Source organism: Streptomyces sp. NPDC002884, assembly GCF_040295245.1.
Taxonomy (GTDB): Bacteria; Actinomycetota; Actinomycetes; order Streptomycetales; family Streptomycetaceae; genus Streptomyces.
On the sequence record NZ_JBEOVB010000011.1, the window covers coordinates 168,189 to 189,222 of the forward strand.

Sequence of the window (21,034 nt, forward strand, 5' to 3'; positions counted from 1 at the left end):
TGAGGGTCTTACTGAGGGTTCTTCAGGGCTGCGGCACGAGTGCCGCGGCGGGTTTTGTGCAACAAAAAACCCCTCGTGCCAAAAGGCAAGCGAGGGGAGCGCGCCGGGTGTGGGTCGCTGGGAGTTCCGGGTCCGTCCGGAGCGTCACCAGCTTCAGCCGACGCGCTTTCCAAGTACGAGAATTCGGGTGCGCATGGCATTGACCCTCCCCCCGGCGCGCACCGACTGTCAAGTGGGTGGGACGGGAGTCTCATTATGTGAGCGAAGGGCACTTCCGCTCCCCAGGACGGCCGTGACACCGCCGGCGACGCCACCGGCGTGGACACCACCGGTGTACACCCCCGAGCCCCCGCCCGCGAACGCGGGCTCGGCCGGCCCGTGCGGTACCGGATAGCGGCCGGTCGCGAGGGCCCGGCGCAGCCGGTACTCGTCGAGCGGCCCGGAGAACGCCATGCCCTGGCCGTGCGTACAGCCCATCGCGCGCAGGGCGACCACCTGCTCGGGCAGATCCACGCCCTCGGCGACGGACTGGAGCCCGAGGTCGGTGGCGATCCGCAGCAGACCGCTGGTGATCTTGTGCAGCCGCGCCGACTCGACCACCCCTTCGACCAGCGAACGGTCGAGCCTGAGTACGTCGACGGGGAGCCGCCGCAGCGCCGTGAGGGCCGCGTAGCCGCTGCCGAAGCCGTCGAGGGCGATCCGCACGCCGAGGCGCCGCAGCGCCCCCAGACGGCGCTCCAGCTCGTCCAGCGGCACCCTCGGGTCGGTGTCGGACAGCTCGACCACCAGGGATCCCGACGGCAGTCCGTGCCGCGTCAGCAGCGCCTCCACGGAGCCCAGCGGCATCGACCGGTCCAGCAGCCGTCGGGCGCCCACCCGCACGACCACCGGCAGGGTGAGCCCGCCGGCGGCCCGGTCGGCGGCCTGTTCGACGGCCTCCTCCAGCATCCAGCGCCCCAGCTCGGCCGTCTTGTCGCTGTCCTCCGCGACCCGCAGGAACTCGGCGGGCGTGAACAGCACCCCCTGGGAGGAGCGCCAGCGGGCCTGCGCGGCGACCGACGAGATCCGGCCGTCCTCCAGCCGCACCACGGGCTGGTGGAGCAGCGCGAACTCGCCGTCGTGCAGGGCGGCACGCAGCCGCGTGGCCAGCTCCGCCTTGCGTACGACGTCCTGCTGCATCTGCGGCTTGTACAGCTCGACCCGGCCCTTGCCGCCCGCCTTGGCGCGGTACATGGCGAGGTCGGCGTTGCGCAGCAGCTCACCGGCGCCCAGACCGGCCTCGGCGAAGGCGACGCCGATGGAGGCGGCGACCCGGACCTCGTTGCCGTCGATGAGGTACGGCTGCGACAGCGTGAGCCTGAGGCGGTCGGCGAGTTCCACTATGTGGCGTTCCCGGGCGGCCCGGTCTCGGGTGCCGTCGCCGACGATGAGGGCCGCGAACTCGTCGCCGCCCAGCCGGGAGGCGGTGTCCCCCTTGCGGACCGCGTCCTGGAGCCTGCGGGCGGCCTGGACCAGCAGTTCGTCGCCGGCCGCGTGGCCGATCGTGTCGTTGACGGCCTTGAAGCCGTCGAGGTCGATGAAGAGGACCGCCGTGTTGCGCAGGGCGGGGCCCCGGTCGGAGCTGCGGCGGCCGGACAGCGCCTGCTGGACGCGCCGGGTGAACAGCGCGCGGTTGGGCAGGTCGGTGAGCGGGTCGTGTTCGGCGTTGTGCTGGAGCTGCGCCTGGAGCCGCACCCGCTCGGTCACGTCCCGGCTGTTGAAGATCAGGCCGCCGTGGTGGCGGTTGACGGTCGACTCGACGTTGAGCCAGCCTCCCCCGCCCTCGGTTCCGCCCGAGCGGGAGGCGCCCCCGTCGCCGGAGCGGAAGCGGCACTCGATGCGGGTGGTGGGTTCCTCCGAGGGGACGGCGGCCAGGAAGCGGCGCACCTCGTGCACCACACAGCCCAGGTCCTCCGGGTGGATGAGGTCGGCCAGCTCGGTGCCCACCAGGGCCTCGGCGGGCCGGCCGTAGACCCCGGCGGCGGCCGGGGAGACGTAGCGCAGGACGCCGCTGGGCGCGGCGATCATGATGACGTCGCTGGAGCCCTGCACCAGCGAGCGGAAGTGGTTCTCCTGCTGGGCCAGTTCCTGGGTGAGGGTGATGTTGTCGAGCAGCATGATCGCCTGCCGCACCACGAGGGCGAGCACGACCGTGCCGCCGGTCAGCAGCACCACGCGGTCGACGCTGCGGCCGTTGAGGACGTTGTAGAGGATGCCCAGGGTGCAGACGGCGGCGGCGAGATAGGGCGTGAGGGCGGCGAGGGAGCCGGTGATGGGCCGGGTGAACGGATACCGGCTGTGATCGCCTCCCTGGGAAGGCGCCTGGTCGGGCCGCTGTGCGGGCGCGGATGCCTGCGCGGACGTCTGCGCGGACGCTGCGGCGGCCGTGCGCGACGGCCCGTGGGGGTGCCCGGTGCCGGTGGGACGCTGACCGGGTACGTGTTCGTGCACCACACGCGTGTGCCCCTCGTCCGCGGCCGACCGCTGCCGGCGGGAGGCGGCCCAGGGCGCGTACGCCAGGAGCAGCGAGCCCGCGAACCAGCCCGCGTCGAGGAGCTGGCCCGAGCGGTAGTTGTTGTGCAGCAGCGGCGAGGTGAACAGGGCGTCGCACATGACGGTCAGCGCGAGCGCGCCGACGGCCGTGTTGACCGCCGTGCGGTTCACCGCCGTGCGCCGGAAGTGCAGCACCAGCACCATGCTCACCAGGGCAATGTCGAGCAGCGGGTACGCGAGCGACAGCGCGGCGTGCGCCACGCTCGGCCCGTCGAACTTCGCCGCCTGGGCCAGCGCGAGGCTCCAGGAGAGGGTGAGCAGTGAGCCGGCGATCAGCCAGGCGTCCAGGGCCAGACAGACCCAGCCCGCCTTCGTCATGGGCCGGGCGGCGAGCACGAGCAGCCCCACGATGGCGGGGGGCGCGAAGCACAGGAAGAACAGGTCGGCGAAGCTGGGGCTGGGCACGGGCCGTCCGAGGACCACCTCGTACCACCCCCAGATCAGGTTGCCGAGGGCCGCCATCGCCGAGGAGATCGAGAACAGCAGCCAGGCGGGTCGAAACCGGACCCGGCGGTTGCGCGCGTAGAGGAAGCAGGACACGGCCGCGGTGCCCGCCGCCGCGGCCAGCCCGAAGTCGCCCATGATCAGCGCGAGCCGGTCCGAGCCCCAGCCGAGCGCGGAACCGACGGCGTATCCCGCGCACAGCAGGGCGAGCAGCAGTTGGTGGACCAGGTTCGTCCCGGAGCCGCCGGTGGACGGCGTCGCGGTGCGCGGTGTCCCCGTCGAAGGCTGCGTCCGCAGCGCTCCGCCGAGGACGGGCGTGGAGGTCGGCGGCGGACTCACCGGGTCCTCCCGGTCCGCGTCACTCCCGGATCCCTCGGGTCCCGGGCCGCCGGTGGCGCGTGCTTCCCGTGACCGCCGCACCTGTGGCGGTGATGGCCGGGGTGAGTGCCGTGACCGTGTCGGCGCGTGGTGGAGCGCCAGGGTCGCCGCCGGCGGTTCCGCCGCGTCGGATCGTTCGTCCATAGGCCGTGCATCGCCCGTCGCCCCCCTCGCAAGTCTGAAATGTCCATCCCTGACGCCGAACGTGCGCGGCGCAGCCCCTGTCGGGACGATACACCAGTCTCGTCACTCAGGGACATAGTTCCTCTACGCTGCGTGACGATCATCGGCATATGCGCCCGGAAGAGGTACGGAACGCGTCCGGAGGACTGCGGAGGGTGCTGGAACCGGACTACAGGAGCGCCCCGGCCGTCACGATCCGTTCGCCGTGCCCGTAGTGAGGATCACGTTGCGCAGTGGCTCCCGGTTCACGAAGCGGCCCAACTGGTCCACCAGCAGGCGTACGGCCCGGGGCAGGAAGGCGGAGGTGGGCCCTCCGACGTGCGGGCTGACGAGGACGCCGGGCGCGCTCCACAACGGGTGACCGGGGGGCAGGGGCTCGGGGTCGGTGACGTCCAGGGCGGCGGTGAGGCGGCCGCTCTCCACTTCGGTGAGCAGGGCCTTGGTGTCGACGACCCCGCCGCGGGCCACGTTCACGAGCAGCGCGCCGTCCTTCATCCGGGCCAGGAAACCGGCGTCGGCCAGGCCGAGGGTGCTCTCGTTCAGGGGCGTGCAGAGGATCACGACGTCCGCGTCGGGAAGCAGGGCGGGAAGTTCGGCGATCGGATGCACGGGACCGCGCGCCGTCGTGCGCCAGGAGCGCGCGACGCGCGCCACCCGCGCCACCTCGAAGGGCACGAGCCGGTCCTCGATGGCGGAACCGATGGAGCCGTATCCGACGATGAGCACGTTCTTGTCGGCGAGCGCGGGCCGGAACCCGCTCAGCCACTCCCCCCGGTCCTGGGCCCGGACGAAGTCGGGGATCCCTCGCAGCGAGGCGAGGATCAGGGTGAGCGTGAGCTCGGCCGTGCTCGCCTCGTGGACCCCCCGCGCGTTGCACAGCCGCACGCCCGGCCGCAGCGACGCGAGGGCCGGCACCACGTGGTCGATACCGGCGGACAGGGTCTGGACGACCTCCAGCGAGGTCATCGCGGACAGCGGCCGCTGCCCGAGGCCGGCGGGCTTCATGTAGGGGACGACGTAGAAGGCGCAGTCGGCCGGGTCCGCCGGGTAGTCCTCCTCACCGTTCCAGAAGCGGTAGTTCGGCCCCTCCGGGAGGCCCTCGATCTCTTCCGGGGGGATGGGAAGCCAGACGTCAGCGCTCATGGTCAGGAGGCTATGTCAGGTACGCGCGCGTGCAGAGGTTAGGTTGGGGGCTCGGGAGAGGGAGGGTCACGGGCAGGTGGAGCGCAGGACGATCGGCGCGGGGGCGCTCGAGGTGGGAGCCGTCGGTCTCGGGTGCATGCCGATGAGCTGGGCGTACAGCGGGTCGCGGCAGCGGGGCGACGAGTCGCTCCGGGCGGTGCACCGGGCGCTGGACGCGGGTTCGTCCCTGCTGGACACCGCCGACATGTACGGCCCGTTCACCAACGAGCTGCTGGTGGGGCGGGTGTTGAAGGAGCGGCGCGAGGACGCGTTCGTGTCGACGAAGGTCGGACTGCTCGTCGGCGAGCAGCACATCGTGGCCAACGGCCGGCCCGGGTATGTGAGGCGGGCCTGCGACGCCTCGCTGCGGCGCCTCCAGACGGACGTCATCGACCTCTACCAGCTGCACCGGGCCGATCCCGAGGTGCCGGTCGAGGAGACCTGGGGCGCGATGGCCGAGCTCGTCCGGGCGGGGAAGGTGCGGGCGCTGGGGCTGTGCGCGGTGGGGGCCCGGGGTGGTCGCCGGTCGGGCGGCCTGTACGACGGAACGATTCGGCAGTTGCGGCGCGTCCAGCAGGTCTTCCCGGTGAGCGCCGTGGAGGCCGAGTTGTCGGTGTGGTCTCCCGAGGCGCTGGACACCCTGCTGCCCTGGTGCGACGCGCGCGGTGTGGGCTTCCTGGCGGCGATGCCGCTCGGCAACGGCTTCCTCACCGGCACGCTCACCCCCGGCCAGGGCTTCGAACCGGACGACATGCGCGCCCGGCACCCCCGCTTCACCGCCGAGATGATGGCCGCGAACCAGCCGATCGTCGCCGGTCTGCGCCGGGTCGCCGCCCGGCACGGCGGGACCGTGACGGCGGCGCAGGTGGCCGTGGCCTGGGTACTGGGACAGAGCCGGCACGTGATCCCGGTCCCGGGCGCCAAGCGGGAACGCTGGGTGACGGAGAACGCGGCGGCGGCCGGCCTGCGTCTGACGCCACAGGATCTGACGGAGGTCGCGGAGCTGCCCGGGGCACAGGGATCGTGGGAGTAGCGCCGATTTCGGGTCGCGACGGCCGGAATCGGGAACCTGTGAGGCCTGAGCCGCGTAGGACAGGTGAAGCCCGCCGCAGGAACCGCCGTGTCGAAGGGACCATGATCGTGCAACGTCGAGCTGTTTCAGCCGTGTTGGCCGCGAGTGCTCTGCTGGTGACGGCCGGCTGCTCCTCCGACGCCGGGGGGTCCTCGGGCGCCTCGGCCAGTGCGTCCCCGAGTCGTACGGCGGCCCAGGTCTCCCCGTCCGCCGAGGAGACCCCGCCCGCGAAGGGCACGGTCGAGATGGTGCGCACGGTCGCCGAGGGCCTGAACACGCCCTGGGGCCTGGCGCCCCTGCCCGAGGGGGGCCTCCTGGTCGCCTCACGCGACGAGGGCACGATCACCCGGGTGGACACGGAGACGGGCGGGAAGACCGAGCTGGGCGAGGTGCCGGGGGTCTCGGCGGCCGGCGAGGGCGGCCTGCTGGGCCTCGCCCTCTCCCCCGACTACGCGGCGGACCGCATGGTCTACGCGTACTTCACCTCGGCCTCGGACAACCGCGTCGTCCGGATGATCTACGACCCCGCGCGGCCCGCCGGCGACCAGCTGGGGGCGCCCGACACGGTCTTCAAGGGCATTCCCAAGGGCATGATCCACAACGGTGGCCGGATCGCCTTCGGTCCCGACCGGCTGCTCTACGTCGGCACCGGCGAGAGCGGCGACCGGGGCCTGGCCCAGGACAAGAAGTCCCTCGGCGGCAAGATCCTCCGGCTGACCCCGGAGGGCGAACCGGCCCCCGGCAACCCGTTCCCGGACTCCGCGGTGTACTCGTACGGGCACCGCAATGTGCAGGGGCTGGCCTGGGATTCCAAGCAGCGCCTGTTCGCCGCGGAGTTCGGCCAGGACACCTGGGACGAGCTGAACGCGATCGTGCCGGGCGCCGACTACGGCTGGCCGACGGCCGAGGGGAAGTCCGAGGACACGAAGTTCCGGAACCCGACAGCCCAGTGGCACACCGACGACGCCTCGCCCAGCGGCATCGCGTACGCCGAGGGCTCGGTCTGGATGGCGGGGCTGAAGGGGCAGCGCCTGTGGCGTGTCCCGCTGAAGGGCACGGCGGCCTCGGCGGATCCGCAGGCCTTCCTCCAGGGCGAGTACGGCCGGCTGCGCACCGTGCTGTCGGCGGGCGGCGACAAGCTGTGGGTCACGACCAGCAACACGGACGGCCGGGGCGACCCGGCGAAGGGGGACGACCGGATCCTGGAGCTGCGGGTGAGCTGAGCGGCGGCGTCACTCGTCCCGCGCCTGCGCGTCCGCCTCCTCCGGCTCGGTCGGCCGGACCACGACCTTTCCGGACGCGAGGTCTATCGGCCCGCGACCCGGGTCGCCGTCGCCGACGTCCTCCCTGGTCAGTTCCAGCCGGTTCTGCTCGTCCCGGGTGTGCTTGCGGCCCGGCGCGAAGAGGTCCTCGAATGCGTTGAACATCGTTCTCCCATGCCGGGCCGGCTCGCGGTCGGTGGCCTGTACGGCTCCTCCCTGGTGGCTTGCCCCATTATCGCGCGATCAGCCGTTCTTCGGCCGTCTGCGGGAACAGCCCCAGCCGATGGGCCACCGCCGCCGCCTCGCCGCGGCCGGAGACGTCGAGCTTGGACAGGATGTTCGAGACATGGACGCTCGCCGTCTTCGGGGAGATGAAGAGCGTCTCGGCGATCTGGCGGTTGGTGCGGCCGGCCGAGACCAGACGCAGGACGTCGCGCTCCCGGCTGGTCAGGCCCAGCGCCGTCAGGGGGTCGGTGGGGTCGGCCGGGGTGCCCGGCGGGCCCGCGGCGGGGGTCAGGGTGAGCCGGGCGCGTCGGCCGAGAAGGGTGACGGCCTCGGTGAGGGGACGGGCGCCGAGGTGGGCGGCGACCGCGTGGACGAGACGCAGCAGCTCGGCCGCCCGGTCGCGTTCGTCGTCCCCGCCGACGGACAGGAGTGCCTCGGCCAGGCGGTGCCGGGTACGGGCGAGGTCGTAGGGCCGTTCCAGGCACTCGAAGGCGGCGACCACCTCGGTCCAGTCCTCCGGGTCGGTCCGGCCCTCGGCGCGCAGGAGTTCGGCGCGGACCCAGCGTTCGTGGGCCTGCCAGACGGGGGCGATCGTGGCGAGTCTCTTGGCGGCCGCCCGGATCCGGTCGAGGAGGCCGGCGCGGCCGGGGTCGGCGGCGGGCAGCGCGCGGGCGTCGCCCTCGGCGGAGGCCGCGGCGAGCAGCAGCGGCCAGGCGTAGCGCTGGGTGCCGGGCTGGAAGTCGCGGTCGAGGGCGCGCGCGAAGTGGGCGCGGGCGTCCAGCGGGCGGCCCTGCGCGGCGGCGAGTCCGACAGCGAGGCGGGTGAGGGGGAGGTGGTTCTGAGGGGCGTGTCCGTGGGAGCCGAAAAAGCCCTGTGCCGCGGCCAGTTGACGGCCGGCCTCGGCGAGGTCGCCGCGGGCGAGGGCGAGTTCGGCGACGAGGGTGGCGTGGAAGCCCCGGACCGCCACGCCCTGGCCCACCCTTCCGGCGGCGGCGCAGGCACGGTCGGCCTCGTCCCAGCGGCCGAGGGAGAGCAGCGACTCGGCGAGGTTGCCCCCCACCCAGGCCTCGGAGTCGGGCGGTCCGTGCCGCTCGGCGAAGGCGAGGCCCTCCTCCAGGATCGGCACGGCCTCCCGGGAGCGGCCGATCCCCTCCAGTTCGGAGGGGAGGTTGACGTAGGCGTTGAGCGCGACGGAGGGGGTGCCTTCGGCGAGGGCCTGCTCCCTGACCTCGTACAGTTCCGCGAGGCCTGCCTCGATGTGGCCGGCGTCGACCATGAGGACGCCGAGGACCTGGCGGGCGTCGAGCTCGATGTCACGGGCACCGACCAGCCGGGCGTACTCCACGGCCCGCTCGGCAGCCCCGTAGGCGTCGGGGCCGGGCGCGTGGACGAGGGACCAGCAGGCGACGTGGGTGAGCACCTCGGCGTGCACCTCGTTGGGCGGCAGGCCGCGCAGGAGGTCCTGCGCGGTGGCCAGCTCCTCGCGGCCGCTGCCCCGGCCCAGGGAGTGCGTGAGCCGGGAGCGCTGCACCCAGAACCAGGCGGAGCGCAGGGGGTCGTCCTCGTCCTCCAGCAGGCGCAGCGCCCGCTTGGTGATCTTCAGGGCGCGTTCGCGTTCCCCGCAGTAGCGGCCGGCGACGGCGGCCTCGGCCATCAGGTCGAGGTAGCGCAGCGGGGTGGTGGCCGGATCGCAGCCGCAGGGGGGATAAGCCTCCGTGTAGTCGACGGGGCGCAGAGCGGCCCTGATGTCCTCGGGCGCCGTCTCCCACAGTTCCATCGCCCTTTCCAGCAGCCGCAGTTGCTCGCTGTAGGCGCGTCGGCAGCGGGCCTCGACGGAGGCGTCGAGGACGGCGGGGAGGGCCTTCGCCGGGTCGTGCGCGTGGTACCAGTAGCTGGCCAGCCGCATGACGCGCTCGTCGGCGGGGACGAGGGCCGGGTCGGCCTGGAGGGCCTCGGCGTAGCGGCGGTTGAGGCGGGCGCGTTCGCCGGGGAGCAGGTCGTCGCTCACCGCTTCACGGACCAGGGAGTGGCGGAAGCGGTAACCGTCGCCGTCGGGGGTGGTGAGCAGGAGGTTGGCGCCGACGGCGGCGCGCAGTGCCTCGATGAGGTCGTCCTCGGCGAGCCGGGCGACGGCGTCGAGCAGCCGGTACTCGACGGTGGAGCCGCCCTCGGCGATGATCCGGGCGACCTTCTGGGCGCTGTCGGACAGCGCCTCGACGCGGACGAGCAGCAGGTCGCGCAGGGTGTCGGTGAGGCCGGTGCAGCAGCCTTCGTGGGCCGCCACGGCGAGTTCCTCGACGAAGAAGGCGTTGCCGTCGGAGCGTTCGAAGATGTCGTCGACCTGGGCGGGGTCGGGTTCGGCGGCGAGGATGCCGGCGATCTGGCGGCAGACCTCGTCGCGGGTGAAGCGGGCGAGTTCGAGGCGCTGGACGGTACGCAGCCGGTCGAGTTCGGCGAGCAGGGGGCGCAGCGGATGGCGGCGGTGGATGTCGTCGGCGCGGTAGGTGGCGAGGACGACGAGCCGGCCGGTGCGCAGGGTGCGCAGCAGATAGGACAGCAGGTGGCGGGTGGAGGCGTCGGCCCAGTGCAGGTCCTCCAGGGCGACCACGACCGTGCGTTCGGCGGCGACGCGCTCCAGGACACGGGCGGTGAGTTCGAAGAGGCGGGCCATGCCCTCCTCGTCGTGGCCCCGGCCTGGGGCGGTCTCCCGCAGTTCGGGCAGCAGCCGGGCGAGTTCCTCCTCCTGGCCGGCCGTGGCGGCGGCCAGTTCGTCCGGCAGGGCTCGGCGCAGGGCGCGCAGTGCGGTGGAGAACGGGGCGAACGGCAGTCCGTCGGCGCCGATCTCCACGCAGCCGCCGAGCGCGACCACGGCGCCCCCGCGGTGGGCGGCCGCGGCGAACTCCTCGACGAGCCGGGTCTTGCCGACCCCGGCCTCACCGCCGATGAGCAGCGCCTGCGGCTCTCCCGCGGCGGCACGGGAGAGCGCGTCGTTCAGGGTGTGCAACTCGTCGGCGCGACCGACGAAGACGGGGCTGACGGACCTGGTCTCCACGCAGGCGAGCATCGCACGCGGGTGCGACGACGGCCCAGCGGATATCGCCGGGGCCCCGGCGGGAGGGCGGCCGACCCCCGTGCGGCCGCCCTCCCCCGCCCCCGTGTTCACGCCGGCCGGGCGAACCGGAGCCGGCGCAGGAGATGGGTATGCGACTCGCTCCCCGCGCCGCCGTCCGCCCGTTCGGCGGCGGCGCGTCCGGCGGCCTCGCGGCGGGCGGCGCGACGGCCGCGGAGGGCCTCGCGGGCCAGTCGCTCGTGCTCGGCCCGGCTGCGCAGTTCGGCGGAACGGGCCTGCTGAAGTTCGTACTCGTACATGGTGTGTCCCCTGAGAGGTCGTTGTTCCGGCTTCGCTCTTCGCGATGCCTCAACCTTCGTCTCCCAGGGGGGTCCGCCACATCGGGAGAGTTCCGCATCTTCGGCGGCGGACGGCGCCTTAGACGCGGCCGAGGGGCCTTAGGGCGTCCCGTGAGTGGCTCACGGTCGCCTAAGACCCCTCGTGACCTGCGGTTCGATCAGCTCGCGGACGGCAGTCCGAGCAGGGCGTCGGTGTACTTGAGCACGGCCAGCAGCAGGCCGATGACACCGAGCGCGACGCCGGCCCAGGAGACGGACTTGATCCAGGGGGCCTGCGGCCTGGCGGGGGTGCCGAAGGCGGGCAGGGCCAGGACGACCACCCCGATGATCAGCGCGACCAGCGCGAACAGGCCGGACCACAGCGCGGTGGTCTGCCAGGCGTCGCCGTAGACCTCCTTGATCTGGGTCGCCACGCTGGCGCTCGACGAGGTCTGGAGCTGACCGACCAGTGTCTCGCGGGCGGCGGCGACGGTGCCGATCCAGCCGCCGGTGAGCGACACGAGGCCGAGCGCGGCGGAGACGACGGCTCCGGCGCCCTGGCCGACGCCGGTGGAGGCGGCCGCCGTGTCGGCGCCCTCCTCGGCGAGGACCTCGTCACCGTCCTCGGTGTCGTCGGCGTCGTCCGCGTCGACGGCGGTGGCGTCCTCGACGGCCTCCGCCTTCGTCCCGGTCGCCTCGTCCGGCGCCTCGGTCTTCGTGACGTCCACCTTCTCCTCGTCGCGCTTCGCCTCGGTACCGGATTCCGTGCCGGCCTCGTCCACAGTCTTGGTTCCCATACCTCGCACCGTACGGACGCTCTCTGAGAGGTCCCTTAATGATCGTTGTGAGCGGCACCCGCGCGTGCGTCGCGCCACTCCTGGGCGAGCACGGACCACACCTCGAGGTCGTGCCGCACCCCACGATAGGGGTAGGCCTGCCGGCGTACGCCGTCGCGGGTCATTCCCAGCCGCCGGGCGACGTCCAGGCTGGGGGTGTTGCCCGCGGAGGCGACCCATTCGACCCGTTGGATCCCGCGTCGCTCCACGGCGAAGTCGATCAGTACCCGCATGGCCCGGGTGACCAGACCGCGCCCGGTACCGGCGGGTTCCAGCCAGCAACCGACCTCGCAGTTGGCGTCCTCGGCGTCGAAGTTCAGGAAGAGCACACCGCCCACGAGCATGCCGTCCAGCCACAGGCCGTGCAGCGAGCCGGTGTCGGCGGCGCGCATGTCGGCGTACCTCTGGAGCGCCTCGCGCGCGGCGGCCACGTCGGTGGCCTTCGAGCCGAAGGGGACGTACTGGTTGATGAACTCCCTGCCCCGCTCGAGATGCGCCAGGAACTCCTCGGCGTGCCAGGGCTCCAGCGGGCGCAGTTCCGCTCCGTCGTCACCCAGCGATATCGCGTACATCCGGCCGCCGCTCCTTCTCCATCGCCTCCACTGCCTCGGTGAGCCTCTCATGGGCGGTACGGCACTCGGGCGGCTCGATGCTGATCCGCGGCAGGTGCCGGTCGAGCCGGCGGGGCAGCCACCAGTTGGCGCTGCCGAGCAGGTGCATGAGGGCGGGCACCAGGAGTGTCCGCAGAACGAAGGCGTCCAGGGCGACGGCGGCGGCGAGGGCGATGCCGAACATGGCGATCACCCGGTCTCCGCTGAGCACGAAGGCGAGGAAGACCGAGATCATGACGACCGCGGCGGAGTTGATCACCCGGCTGGTCTCGGCGAGGCCCACCCGGACGGCGCGCCGGTTGTCGCCGGTCTCCAGCCACTCCTCGTACATCCGGCTAACCAGGAAGACCTGGTAGTCCATGGAGAGGCCGAACAGCACCGACACCATGATCACGGGAAGGAAGGGCTCGATGGGCCCCGCGCGGCCGAGCCCCAGCAGCTCGCTGCCCCAGCCCCTCTGGAACACGGCCACGACGACCCCGAAGGCGGCGGCGACGGCGGCCACGTTCATCACGGCCGCCTTGAGCGGTATGCCGACGGACCGGAACGCGAGCAGGAGCAGCAGGCAGCCCAGGCCGATGACGACTCCGACGAACAGCGGGAGCTTGCCGACGATGACGTCCGCGAAGTCGTCGTAGCCTGCCGTCACCCCGCCGACGTGCACGTCGAGGGAGGTGCCGGTCTCGGCGCGGGGCAGCACCTCGGTGCGCAGCCGGTCGACGAGTTCGCTGGTGCGCTGCGACTGCGGGGCGGACTCGGGGACGACGGTGAGGTACGCGGTGCGGCCGCCGGAGTCGAACGTCACCGGTGTCACCGAGGCCACGCCCTCGGTGCCGCGCAGGGCGGTGTCGAGGTTGTCGAGGGCGAGCCGGTCCTGGGCGCCCTCGACGCGGGTCACCAGCGTCAGCGGACCGTTCACGCCGGCGCCGAAACCCTCGGCGAGGAGGTCGTAGGCCTGCCGGGTGGTGGCCGATTCTGGGCCGTTGCCCTGGTCGGAGGTGCCGAGGCGGAGGGAGAAGGTGGGCAGGGCGAGGACGGCGATGACGACGAGGGCGAACGTGCCGAGCAGCTTGGGGTGGCGCTCCACGAACGCCGACCAGCGGGCGGCCAGGCCGGTCGGCAGTTCCGGCCGGGGTCCGTGTTCGGCGAGCCGGCGGCGTTCGCGGCGGCTGAGGGCGCGCATCCCGATGAAGGAGAGCAGGGCGGGCAGCAGCGTCACGGAGGCGGCGACCGTGAGGACCACGGTCAGGGAGGCGGCGATCGCCACGCCGTTGAGGAAGCCGAGCCGCAGGGTCAGCATGCCGAGCAGGGCTATGCACACCGTGGCGCCCGCGAAGACGACCGCGCGTCCGGTGGTGGCGACGGCATGCGCGGCGGCCTCGGGGACCGTGAGCCCCCGCTTCAGTCCGCGCCGGTGTCTGGTCACGATGAACAGCGCGTAGTCGATGCCGACGCCGAGCCCGACGAGCAGGCCGAGCATGGGCGCGAAGTCGGCGACGGTCATGGCGTGTCCGAGGAGCACGATGCCCGCGTACGCGGTGCCGACGCCGACCAGGGCGGTGGCGATGGGCAGGGCCGAGGCGGCGAGCGAGCCGAAGGCGAGGAACAGCACGACGGCGGCGACGACCACGCCGACGATCTCGGCGAGATGTCCGCCGGAGGACTCGGTGAGGCCGATCGCGGCGCCGCCCAGCTCCACCTGGAGGCCGTCGGTCTCGGCTGCTTCGGCGGCGTCGACGACGGCCCGCGCCTCGCCCTCGTCGACGTCCTCGGCGCGGTCCTCGAAGGTGACGGTGGCGTACGCCGTGTGCCCGTCCTTGCTGATCCGCGTCGCGCCCCGGTCGTCGTAGGGGCCGGCGACGGAGGCCACGCCGGGCAGGTCGGCGATCTCCTCCAGCGCGCGGTTCACGGTCTGTTCGACGTCGGCGGCGCGCACGGAGCCCGAGGCGGTGTGCCAGACGACGGTGTCGCTGTCGCCGGCGAGGTCCGGGAAGCCCTCCGTGAGCAGCCGGGTGGCGCGGTCGGACTCGGTGCCGGGGACCTCGTAGTCGTCGGAGTACGCGGAGCCGACGGCGAGCGCGGCGGTCGCGGTGCCGCCGAGAGCGAGCAGCCAGATCAGTACCGCCATGAGGCGGTTGCGAACACACCAGCGTGCGAGGGCTGCCACTTGACGTGCTCCCGGAGGGTGAATGGTCGATCTTTGACCGGGAACCGTCACATCTGACCAGAACAGCCCGCAAAGAACGTATGAGCGATGTGGGGCCACTCTTACAGGCGAAGTCGATCGTTTGCCGCGTTCGTGGGGCTTTTCACAGGAGTGGGAGGCAGATCACAGGACAATAACGGCCGCGGTGTCAGGCCACGTAGGGCACGTGTCAGTCGGCCTGGTCGCCGATCGCCATCACCATCACCCCGGCGATCAGCAGCCACAGCGCGCGCCGGGTACGGCCGCGGGAGCCCAGGAGGGCGGCGAGGGCGCAGACCGCGGCGCCGAGGGCGTAGGCCGCCGGGACGAGGGCGGGGGCGGAGCCGGTGAGGCGCATGAGGGACGCGGCGAGTCCGGCGAGGGTGAGCAGCGCTCCGGTGCCGATCGCCGTCCAGCGGGCCCGCCGGGCGTCCTCGGTGCCGAGTTCCTCGTCCGTTTCGTCGTCCGCTTGGCCGTCCGTGTCGCTGTCCGTGTCGTCGTCCGGGTCCGCCGCGTCGGCCGCTTCGGCCGTGCCGTTCGCTCCGGTCGTTCCGGCCTGCGGGCCGTCGTGTATGTCGTCCTGCGTGTCGGAGTCGGTTCGTGCCCTCATGGCGGGCGAGCGTAGCGCGTCGCGCTGAGAAGGGAGACGCCCAGGGGGAACGCGCCGGTGCGGCGCATTCCCCCCGGGCGCGAGGAGAACGGCGGGCTCAGCCCTCGCTGACGCCCAGCTTCTCCAGGATCAGCTCCTTGACGCGGGCCGCGTCGGCCTGCCCGCGCGTGGCCTTCATCACGGCGCCGACCAGGGCACCGGCCGCGGCCACCTTGCCGCCGCGGATCTTGTCGGCGATGCCCGGGTTGCCGGCGATGGCCTCCTCGACGGCGGCGGTGAGCGCGCCCTCGTCGGAGACGACCTTCAGACCGCGCTTGTCGACGACCTGGTCCGGGGTGCCCTCGCCGGCGAGGACGCCCTCGATGACCTGACGGGCCAGCTTGTCGTTCAGATCGCCCTTGTTCACCAGCTCGGTGACCCGGGCGACCTGCTCCGGCGTGATCGCCAGCTCGTCGAGCGGGACGCCCGACTCGTTGGCGCTGCGGGCCAGTTCACCCATCCACCACTTACGGGCGGAGGCCGCGTCGGCGCCGGCGTCGATGGAGGCGACGATCAGGTCCAGCGCACCGGCGTTGGTGATCGACTGCATGTCGGCGGCGGCGATGCCCCACTCGGCGAGCAGCCGGTTGCGGCGGGCCAGCGGCAGCTCCGGCAGACCGCCCCGGATCTCCTCGACCCACTCGCGGGACGGGGCGATCGGCACCAGGTCGGGCTCCGGGAAGTACCGGTAGTCCTCGGCCTCCTCCTTCACGCGGCCCGAGGTCGTCGACCCGGTGTCCTCGTGGAAGTGGCGGGTCTCCTGGATGATCGTGCCGCCGCCGTTCAGCACGGCGGCGTGCCGCTGGATCTCGAAACGGGCCGCGCGCTCCACCGACCGCAGCGAGTTCACGTTCTTCGTCTCGGACCGGGTACCGAACTTCTCCCGGCCGTGCGGGCGCAGCGACAGGTTCACGTCGCAGCGCATCTGGCCCATCTCCATGCGGGCCTCGGAGACGCCGAGCGCCTTGATGAGCTCGCGCAGCTCACGGACGTACGCCCGCGCGACCTCGGGGGCGCGCTCGCCGGCCCCTTCGATCGGCTTGGTGACGATCTCGATGAGCGGGATGCCGGCGCGGTTGTAGTCCAGCAGGGAGTGGGACGCGCCGTGGATACGGCCGGTGGCGCCGCCGACGTGCGTCGACTTGCCGGTGTCCTCCTCCATGTGGGCGCGCTCGATCTGCACCCGGAAGGTCTCGCCGTCCTCCAGCTGTACGTCGAGGTAGCCGTCGAAGGCGATCGGCTCGTCGTACTGGGAGGTCTGGAAGTTCTTCGGCATGTCCGGATAGAAGTAGTTCTTCCGGGCGAAGCGGCACCACTCGGCGATCTCGCAGTTCAGCGCGAGACCGATCTTGATCGCCGACTCGATGCCGATCGCGTTGACGACCGGAAGCGCGCCGGGCATGCCGAGGCAGGTGGGGCAGGTCTGCGAGTTGGGCTCGGCGCCCAGCTCGGTCGAACACCCGCAGAACATCTTCGTCCTGGTGCCGAGTTCGACGTGGACCTCGAGGCCCATGACGGGGTCGTACGACGCCAGCGCGTCCTCGTACGACTCCAGGTCGGTCGTGGTGGTCACGGTGAAACTTCCCTCTCAGCCCAGCAGGACGTCGTCGTCGCCCAGCCGCTTCAGCTCGCGGTAGAGGATGGCGAGGCCGGTGACGATGGCGACGGCGGACACGGTGGCGTCGATCAGGACCAGGGTGTCCTTCTCGGCGCGGGCCTTCTTCAGCCGCTTGGCGACGCCGAACGCGCCGAACGCGGTCCCGGCGATGGACAGGTACGTACCGGACTTGGACTTCTTGAAGCCCTTGGCCTTGTTCAGTGCGCTCACAGCGACGGAGCCTCCTCGAGAAGCGGGTGACCCCACCTTTCCACGAAGGCGGCCTCGACGGCGGCGCCGACCTTGTACAGCCGGTCGTCCTTCAGCGCCGGGGCGATGATCTGCAGCCCGACCGGGAGGTTGTCCTCCGGGGCGAGGCCGCAGGGCAGCGACATGGCCGCGTTGCCCGCGAGGTTGGTCGGGATGGTGCACAGGTCGGCCAGGTACATCGCCATCGGGTCGTCGGCGCGCTCGCCGATCGCGAAGGCGGTGGTCGGCGTCGTGGGCGACACGATCACGTCGACCTGCTCGAAGGCCTTCTCGAAGTCCCGCGTGATGAGCGTGCGGACCTTCTGGGCGGAGCCGTAGTACGCGTCGTAGTAGCCGGAGCTCAGGGCGTACGTGCCGAGCATGATGCGGCGCTTGACCTCGGGGCCGAAGCCCGCCTCACGGGTGAGGGAGGTGACCTCCTCGGCCGAGTGGCCGCCGTCGTCGCCGGTCCGCAGGCCGTAGCGCAGGCCGTCGAAGCGGGCGAGGTTGGAGGAGCACTCGGACGGCGCGATCAGGTAGTACGCCGACAGCGCGAGGTCGAAGGACGGGCAGTCCAGCTCGACGATCTCGGCGCCCAGTTCCTTCAGCAGCGCGACGGACTCGTCGAACCGCTGGATGACGCCGGCCTGGTAGCCCTCGCCGCGGAACTGCTTCACGACGCCGACCCGCATGCCGTCGACGCTGCCGTTGCGGGCGGCCTCGACGACCGGCGGGACGGGCGCGTCGATGGAGGTGGAGTCCAGCGGGTCGTGCCCGGCGATGACCTCGTGCAGCAGTGCCGCGTCCAGGACCGTACGGGCGCAGGGGCCGCCCTGGTCGAGGGAGGACGAGAAGGCGACCATGCCGTACCGCGAGACCGCGCCGTACGTCGGCTTCACGCCGACCGTACCGGTGACAGAGGCCGGCTGGCGGATGGAGCCGCCGGTGTCGGTGCCGATGGCCAGGGGCGCCTGGAAGGAGGCGAGCGCGGCGGAGGAGCCGCCGCCGGAACCGCCGGGGATCTTGGTGAGGTCCCAGGGGTTGCCGGTCGGCCCGTAGGCGCTGTTCTCGGTGCTCGACCCCATGGCGAACTCGTCCATGTTGGTCTTGCCGAGGATGACGACGTCGGCGGCCTTCAGCCGCTTGGTGAGCGTCGCGTCGTACGGCGGGATCCAGCCCTCGAGGATCTTGGAACCGACGGTCGTCGGGATGCCCTCGGTGGTGAAGATGTCCTTGAGCGCGAGCGGTACGCCGGCCAGCGGGCCGAGCTTCTCGCCCCGCTCCCGCTTCTCGTCCACGGCGCGGGCCTGGGCCAGCGCGCCCGCACGGTCGACGTGCAGGAAGGCGTGGACCTTCTCATCGACGGCCTCGATGCGCGCCAGATGCGCCTCGGTGACCTGGACGGCCGTGAGCTCGCCGGAGGCGATCTTCGCGGCGGTCTCGGCGGCGGTGAGCTTGATGATGGTGACGTTGTCCGTCATGGCGGTTAGTCCTCCCCCAGGATCTGCGGCACCTTGAAACGCTGCTGCTCCTGGGCCGGGGCGCCGGAGAGCGCCTGCTCGGGGGTGAGCGACGGACGGACCTCGTCCGCCCGCATGACGTTCGTCAGCGGGAGCGGGTGCGAGGTCGGCGGTACGTCTTGGTCGGCGACCTCGCTGACGCGGGCGACCGCGCCGATGATGTCGTCCAGCTGTCCCGCGAAGTGTTCGAGCTCTTCGGGCTTCAGCTCCAGACGCGCCAGCCGGGCGAGGTGGGCGACCTCCTCGCGCGTGATGCCAGGCATGCAGCGTTCCTCTGGGGTGGAGTGAGTGTGTGGTTTGGGCCCAATCCTAGGGGGCGGGGCCCTGAACCCGTGACACGGATACTCCGGGGCTGTCCGGGGCGGGGGCTACTCGTCGGACGCCGCTGCCGGAAGGGCCGCGGCGGGGCGCTGCCAGCCGCGTGAGCCGCGGGCCCGCAGCCAGGCCGTCGTCTCCTCCGGGGGCATCGCCGCGGCCACCAGCCAGCCCTGCACCGCGTCGCAGCCCAGGTCGCGCAGGCGTTCCCAGGTCTCGTCGTCCTCGACGCCCTCGGCGACCACCAGCAGCCCCAGCGAATGCGCGAGGTCGACCGTGCAGCGCACTATCTCCGCGTCCTCGGTGTCGACGGCCAGCCGGGCCACGAAGGAGCGGTCGATCTTCAGCTCGCTCACGGGGAGGCGGCGCAGGTGCACCAGGGAGGAGTAGCCCGTCCCGAAGTCGTCCAGCGACATCTTCACGCCGTGCCCGGTCAGCGCGTTCAGGGTGTCGGCGGCTCGCTGCGGGTCCTCCAGCAGCACGTGTTCCGTTATCTCCAGTTGGAGCGCTCCCGCGGGCACTCCGTGCCGGGCCAGCCGGGCCGCGACGGAGCCGGCGAAGCCCGGCGTGTGCACGTCGCGGGGGGAGACGTTGACCGCGACCGGCACGTACAGCCCCTGGGCCCGCCACTTGGCGACCTGGCCGAGCGCCGTCTCCAGCACGTACTCCGTCAGATGGGGCATCAGCCCGGACGACTCGGCGATCGCTATGAACTCGTCCGGCGGTACCCTCCCGCGCTCCGGGTGCACCCAGCGGACCAGCGCCTCCAGCCCCGCCACCTGCCCGTCGAAGCGGACCTTCGGCTGGTAGTGCAGCTCGACCTCGTGGGCGTCGAGGGCCCGCCGCAGGTCGCCCAGCAGTCCGAGCCGGTCGGGGGTGTTGGAGTCGCGCTTGGACTCGTACACCTCCACGCCCGTACGGTCCCGTTTGGCCTGGTACATCGCCACGTCGGCCCGGCGCAGCATGCCCTCCGCGTCGAGAGCGTGGTCGGGGTAGACGGCGACGCCCGCGCTGGCCTCCAGGACGAGGGTGAGCCCGTCGAGGTCGAGCGGCGAGCTGAGGTCGGAGACCAGCCCGCGGGCGACCCGTGACGCCGAGGTCGTGGAGTCCGCGACGGGCAGTAAGACGGCGAACTCGTCCCCGCCGAGCCGCGCGACCTCCGCCCCGCGCGGCAGGGCGAGCTTCAGCCGCTCGGCTATCTGGAGCAGCAGCCGGTCGCCGGCAAGATGACCGAGGGTGTCGTTGACCGAGCGGAAACGGTCCAGGTCGATCAGCATCAGGGCGGCCCGGGCGCCGATGCGCTCCGCGTCGTCCAGGGCGGTCCAGATGCGCTCCAGCAGCCACTGGCGGTTGGGCAGCCCGGTCAGCGGGTCGCGCAGCTGCTCCTCGGCGCGGGCGCGGGCCATCCACAGGGTGGAGTCGAGGGCGATGAGCGGGATGGCGAACAGCGGCAGCAGGATCGGCTTGGCCACGGCCACCACGCAGATCAGCGGCGCGATGCCCAGCAGGGCGACCGCGACCAGGCCCTGTCGGACCAGGGCCGTGCGGGCGACGGTGGGCAGTCCGCCGGAGCGCGGGGCGTGCAGGTACCAGAGCAGGACCCGGGTGACGGCGAGATAGGCGACGGCCACCAGGACCACCTGGGGGCCGGTGTAGACCGTCCAGCTGTCGGGGGTCCAGGGGTGTTCCACGGACGGTATCCGGCCGCAGGCGGCCAGCAGCAGCGCGCCCGCGCCGATGCCGAGGATGTCCACCGCGCCGTGCAGGATGCCCTGCCGCCAGCGGTGGCGCCGGGCTATGCCGACCAGGACGACGACGGTGAGGCTGACCAGTCCGGCCGCCACCCAGCCGTACAGCAGCAGGACGGCGAGGGTGAGGGCGGCGCCGGAGCCGGTGCCGCCCCACCAGCGGGCGCGGCCGAGCAGGACCAGGTGGCCGACGATGACGCCGGCCAGTACGGCCAGGGCCCAGCCGGCCGTGCCGGACGGGAAGAGCGCGTGGTGGCCGGTGAAGGCGCGGTAGAAGCCGGCGCCGAGGGCGAAGGCGGCCACGGAGACGACCGAGGCGGGCAGCGCGGGCCAGGCCAGGTGCCGGTCGGCCTCGGGGTCGGACAGCCCCGGATGCGGGGCGGAGGTGACGCGGAGGTCGGGAGCGGAATGCGGCGTCGCGTACGGCGCGGTGTGCGGCACGTAGGCCTCCGCGCCCGGAGGCCGCTCGGAGCGCGCCGTCCACCAGTTCCCCCACCAGACGCCGGCGACCCGGCGTCGGCGCAGCCGTTCGTCCGGGGCGGCGCTCTCGGTCGGTTCCATTCCCGTCCCTCTCACAGCCTGCGGTGCCCACGCCACGC

Annotated in this window: 16 protein-coding genes; 2 read left to right on the forward strand and 14 right to left on the reverse strand. The window is 72.6% G+C overall.

Annotated features, from left to right (window positions below; translation table 11 throughout):
• Positions 1 to 228 precede the first annotated feature (228 nt).
• Both ABT070_RS23265 and ABT070_RS23270 read right to left on the reverse strand, forming a co-directional pair.
• A complete protein-coding gene (locus ABT070_RS23265) occupies positions 229 to 3,375 on the reverse strand; it encodes a putative bifunctional diguanylate cyclase/phosphodiesterase (protein WP_351763627.1) in 3,147 nt (1,048 codons plus the stop codon).
• A 411-nt stretch (positions 3,376 to 3,786) separates the two neighbouring features.
• Positions 3,787 to 4,740, reverse strand: a complete 954-nt coding sequence (locus ABT070_RS23270; protein WP_351763629.1) for a 2-hydroxyacid dehydrogenase — start codon at positions 4,738 to 4,740, stop codon at positions 3,787 to 3,789.
• Positions 4,741 to 4,816: 76 nt separating this feature from the next.
• On the opposite strand from ABT070_RS23270, the gene ABT070_RS23275 reads away from it, so the two are divergent.
• Together ABT070_RS23275 and ABT070_RS23280 are read left to right on the forward strand one after the other, a co-directional pair.
• The gene (locus tag ABT070_RS23275) at positions 4,817 to 5,812 is read left to right on the forward strand and encodes an aldo/keto reductase (RefSeq protein WP_351763631.1); all 996 of its coding nucleotides are present in this window, start codon (positions 4,817 to 4,819) and stop codon (positions 5,810 to 5,812) included.
• Positions 5,813 to 5,913: 101 nt separating this feature from the next.
• Complete coding sequence (locus tag ABT070_RS23280; protein WP_351763633.1) at positions 5,914 to 7,074, forward strand: PQQ-dependent sugar dehydrogenase; 1,161 nt, start codon at positions 5,914 to 5,916, stop codon at positions 7,072 to 7,074.
• Positions 7,075 to 7,083: 9 nt separating this feature from the next.
• On the opposite strand, the gene ABT070_RS23285 is transcribed toward ABT070_RS23280, so the two are convergent.
• The 12 genes from ABT070_RS23285 to ABT070_RS23340 all read right to left on the reverse strand — a co-directional run bounded on the left by ABT070_RS23285 (position 7,084) and on the right by ABT070_RS23340 (position 20,996).
• Positions 7,084 to 7,278: a DUF6191 domain-containing protein gene (locus tag ABT070_RS23285; protein WP_351763635.1), complete on the reverse strand. Its 195-nt coding sequence runs from the start codon at positions 7,276 to 7,278 to the stop codon at positions 7,084 to 7,086.
• A gap of 67 nt (positions 7,279 to 7,345) precedes the next feature.
• The gene (locus tag ABT070_RS23290) at positions 7,346 to 10,402 is read right to left on the reverse strand and encodes an ATP-binding protein (protein WP_351763639.1); all 3,057 of its coding nucleotides are present in this window, start codon (positions 10,400 to 10,402) and stop codon (positions 7,346 to 7,348) included.
• 95 nt (positions 10,403 to 10,497) lie between these two features.
• On the reverse strand, positions 10,498 to 10,707 hold the full coding sequence (locus ABT070_RS23295; protein ID WP_351763641.1) for a hypothetical protein: 210 nt from the start codon (positions 10,705 to 10,707) through the stop codon (positions 10,498 to 10,500).
• 197 nt (positions 10,708 to 10,904) lie between these two features.
• Positions 10,905 to 11,522: a hypothetical protein gene (locus tag ABT070_RS23300; protein ID WP_351763643.1), complete on the reverse strand. Its 618-nt coding sequence runs from the start codon at positions 11,520 to 11,522 to the stop codon at positions 10,905 to 10,907.
• 35 nt (positions 11,523 to 11,557) lie between these two features.
• Positions 11,558 to 12,133 (reverse strand): GNAT family N-acetyltransferase, encoded by a 576-nt coding sequence (locus tag ABT070_RS23305; protein WP_351763645.1) that lies wholly within the window; start codon positions 12,131 to 12,133, stop codon positions 11,558 to 11,560.
• Positions 12,111 to 14,339, reverse strand: a complete 2,229-nt coding sequence (locus tag ABT070_RS23310) for an MMPL family transporter (protein WP_351763647.1) — start codon at positions 14,337 to 14,339, stop codon at positions 12,111 to 12,113. The genes ABT070_RS23305 and ABT070_RS23310 overlap by 23 nt, the downstream gene beginning before the upstream one ends.
• A gap of 208 nt (positions 14,340 to 14,547) precedes the next feature.
• A complete protein-coding gene (locus ABT070_RS23315; protein ID WP_351763649.1) occupies positions 14,548 to 14,967 on the reverse strand; it encodes a hypothetical protein in 420 nt (139 codons plus the stop codon).
• 97 nt (positions 14,968 to 15,064) lie between these two features.
• On the reverse strand, positions 15,065 to 16,579 hold the full coding sequence (gene gatB / locus ABT070_RS23320) for an Asp-tRNA(Asn)/Glu-tRNA(Gln) amidotransferase subunit GatB (protein ID WP_351763651.1): 1,515 nt from the start codon (positions 16,577 to 16,579) through the stop codon (positions 15,065 to 15,067).
• A gap of 15 nt (positions 16,580 to 16,594) precedes the next feature.
• Entirely contained in the window at positions 16,595 to 16,834 is a 240-nt protein-coding gene (locus ABT070_RS23325) for a hypothetical protein (protein WP_020131415.1), read from the reverse strand.
• Positions 16,831 to 18,333 (reverse strand): Asp-tRNA(Asn)/Glu-tRNA(Gln) amidotransferase subunit GatA, encoded by a 1,503-nt coding sequence (gene gatA / locus ABT070_RS23330; RefSeq protein WP_351763653.1) that lies wholly within the window; start codon positions 18,331 to 18,333, stop codon positions 16,831 to 16,833. The genes ABT070_RS23325 and gatA overlap by 4 nt, the downstream gene beginning before the upstream one ends.
• A 5-nt stretch (positions 18,334 to 18,338) precedes the next feature.
• Positions 18,339 to 18,635 carry an Asp-tRNA(Asn)/Glu-tRNA(Gln) amidotransferase subunit GatC gene (gene gatC, locus ABT070_RS23335; RefSeq protein ID WP_007384860.1) on the reverse strand — a complete coding sequence of 99 codons (297 nt, stop codon included), beginning with the start codon at positions 18,633 to 18,635 and terminating at the stop codon, positions 18,339 to 18,341.
• Positions 18,636 to 18,740: 105 nt separating this feature from the next.
• Entirely contained in the window at positions 18,741 to 20,996 is a 2,256-nt protein-coding gene (locus tag ABT070_RS23340) for a putative bifunctional diguanylate cyclase/phosphodiesterase (protein WP_351763655.1), read from the reverse strand.
• Between the last annotated feature and the right edge of the window lie 38 nt (positions 20,997 to 21,034).

Bases quoted from the DNA above. Each gene is read 5' to 3' on its own strand.
- ABT070_RS23270 (WP_351763629.1), bottom strand. From the start codon at position 4,740: ATGAGCGCTGACGTCTGGCTTCCCATCCCCCCGGAAGAGATCGAGGGC.
- ABT070_RS23290 (WP_351763639.1), bottom strand. From the start codon at position 10,402: ATGCTCGCCTGCGTGGAGACCAGGTCCGTCAGCCCCGTCTTCGTCGGT.
- ABT070_RS23305 (WP_351763645.1), bottom strand. From the start codon at position 12,133: ATGTACGCGATATCGCTGGGTGACGACGGAGCGGAACTGCGCCCGCTG.
- ABT070_RS23340 (WP_351763655.1), bottom strand. From the start codon at position 20,996: ATGGAACCGACCGAGAGCGCCGCCCCGGACGAACGGCTGCGCCGACGC.
- gatA (WP_351763653.1), bottom strand. From the start codon at position 18,333: ATGACGGACAACGTCACCATCATCAAGCTCACCGCCGCCGAGACCGCC.
- ABT070_RS23280 (WP_351763633.1), top strand. From the start codon at position 5,914: ATGATCGTGCAACGTCGAGCTGTTTCAGCCGTGTTGGCCGCGAGTGCT.
- gatC (WP_007384860.1), bottom strand. From the start codon at position 18,635: ATGCCTGGCATCACGCGCGAGGAGGTCGCCCACCTCGCCCGGCTGGCG.
- ABT070_RS23285 (WP_351763635.1), bottom strand. From the start codon at position 7,278: ATGTTCAACGCATTCGAGGACCTCTTCGCGCCGGGCCGCAAGCACACC.
- ABT070_RS23300 (WP_351763643.1), bottom strand. From the start codon at position 11,522: ATGGGAACCAAGACTGTGGACGAGGCCGGCACGGAATCCGGTACCGAG.
- ABT070_RS23295 (WP_351763641.1), bottom strand. From the start codon at position 10,707: ATGTACGAGTACGAACTTCAGCAGGCCCGTTCCGCCGAACTGCGCAGC.
- ABT070_RS23315 (WP_351763649.1), bottom strand. From the start codon at position 14,967: ATGAGGGCACGAACCGACTCCGACACGCAGGACGACATACACGACGGC.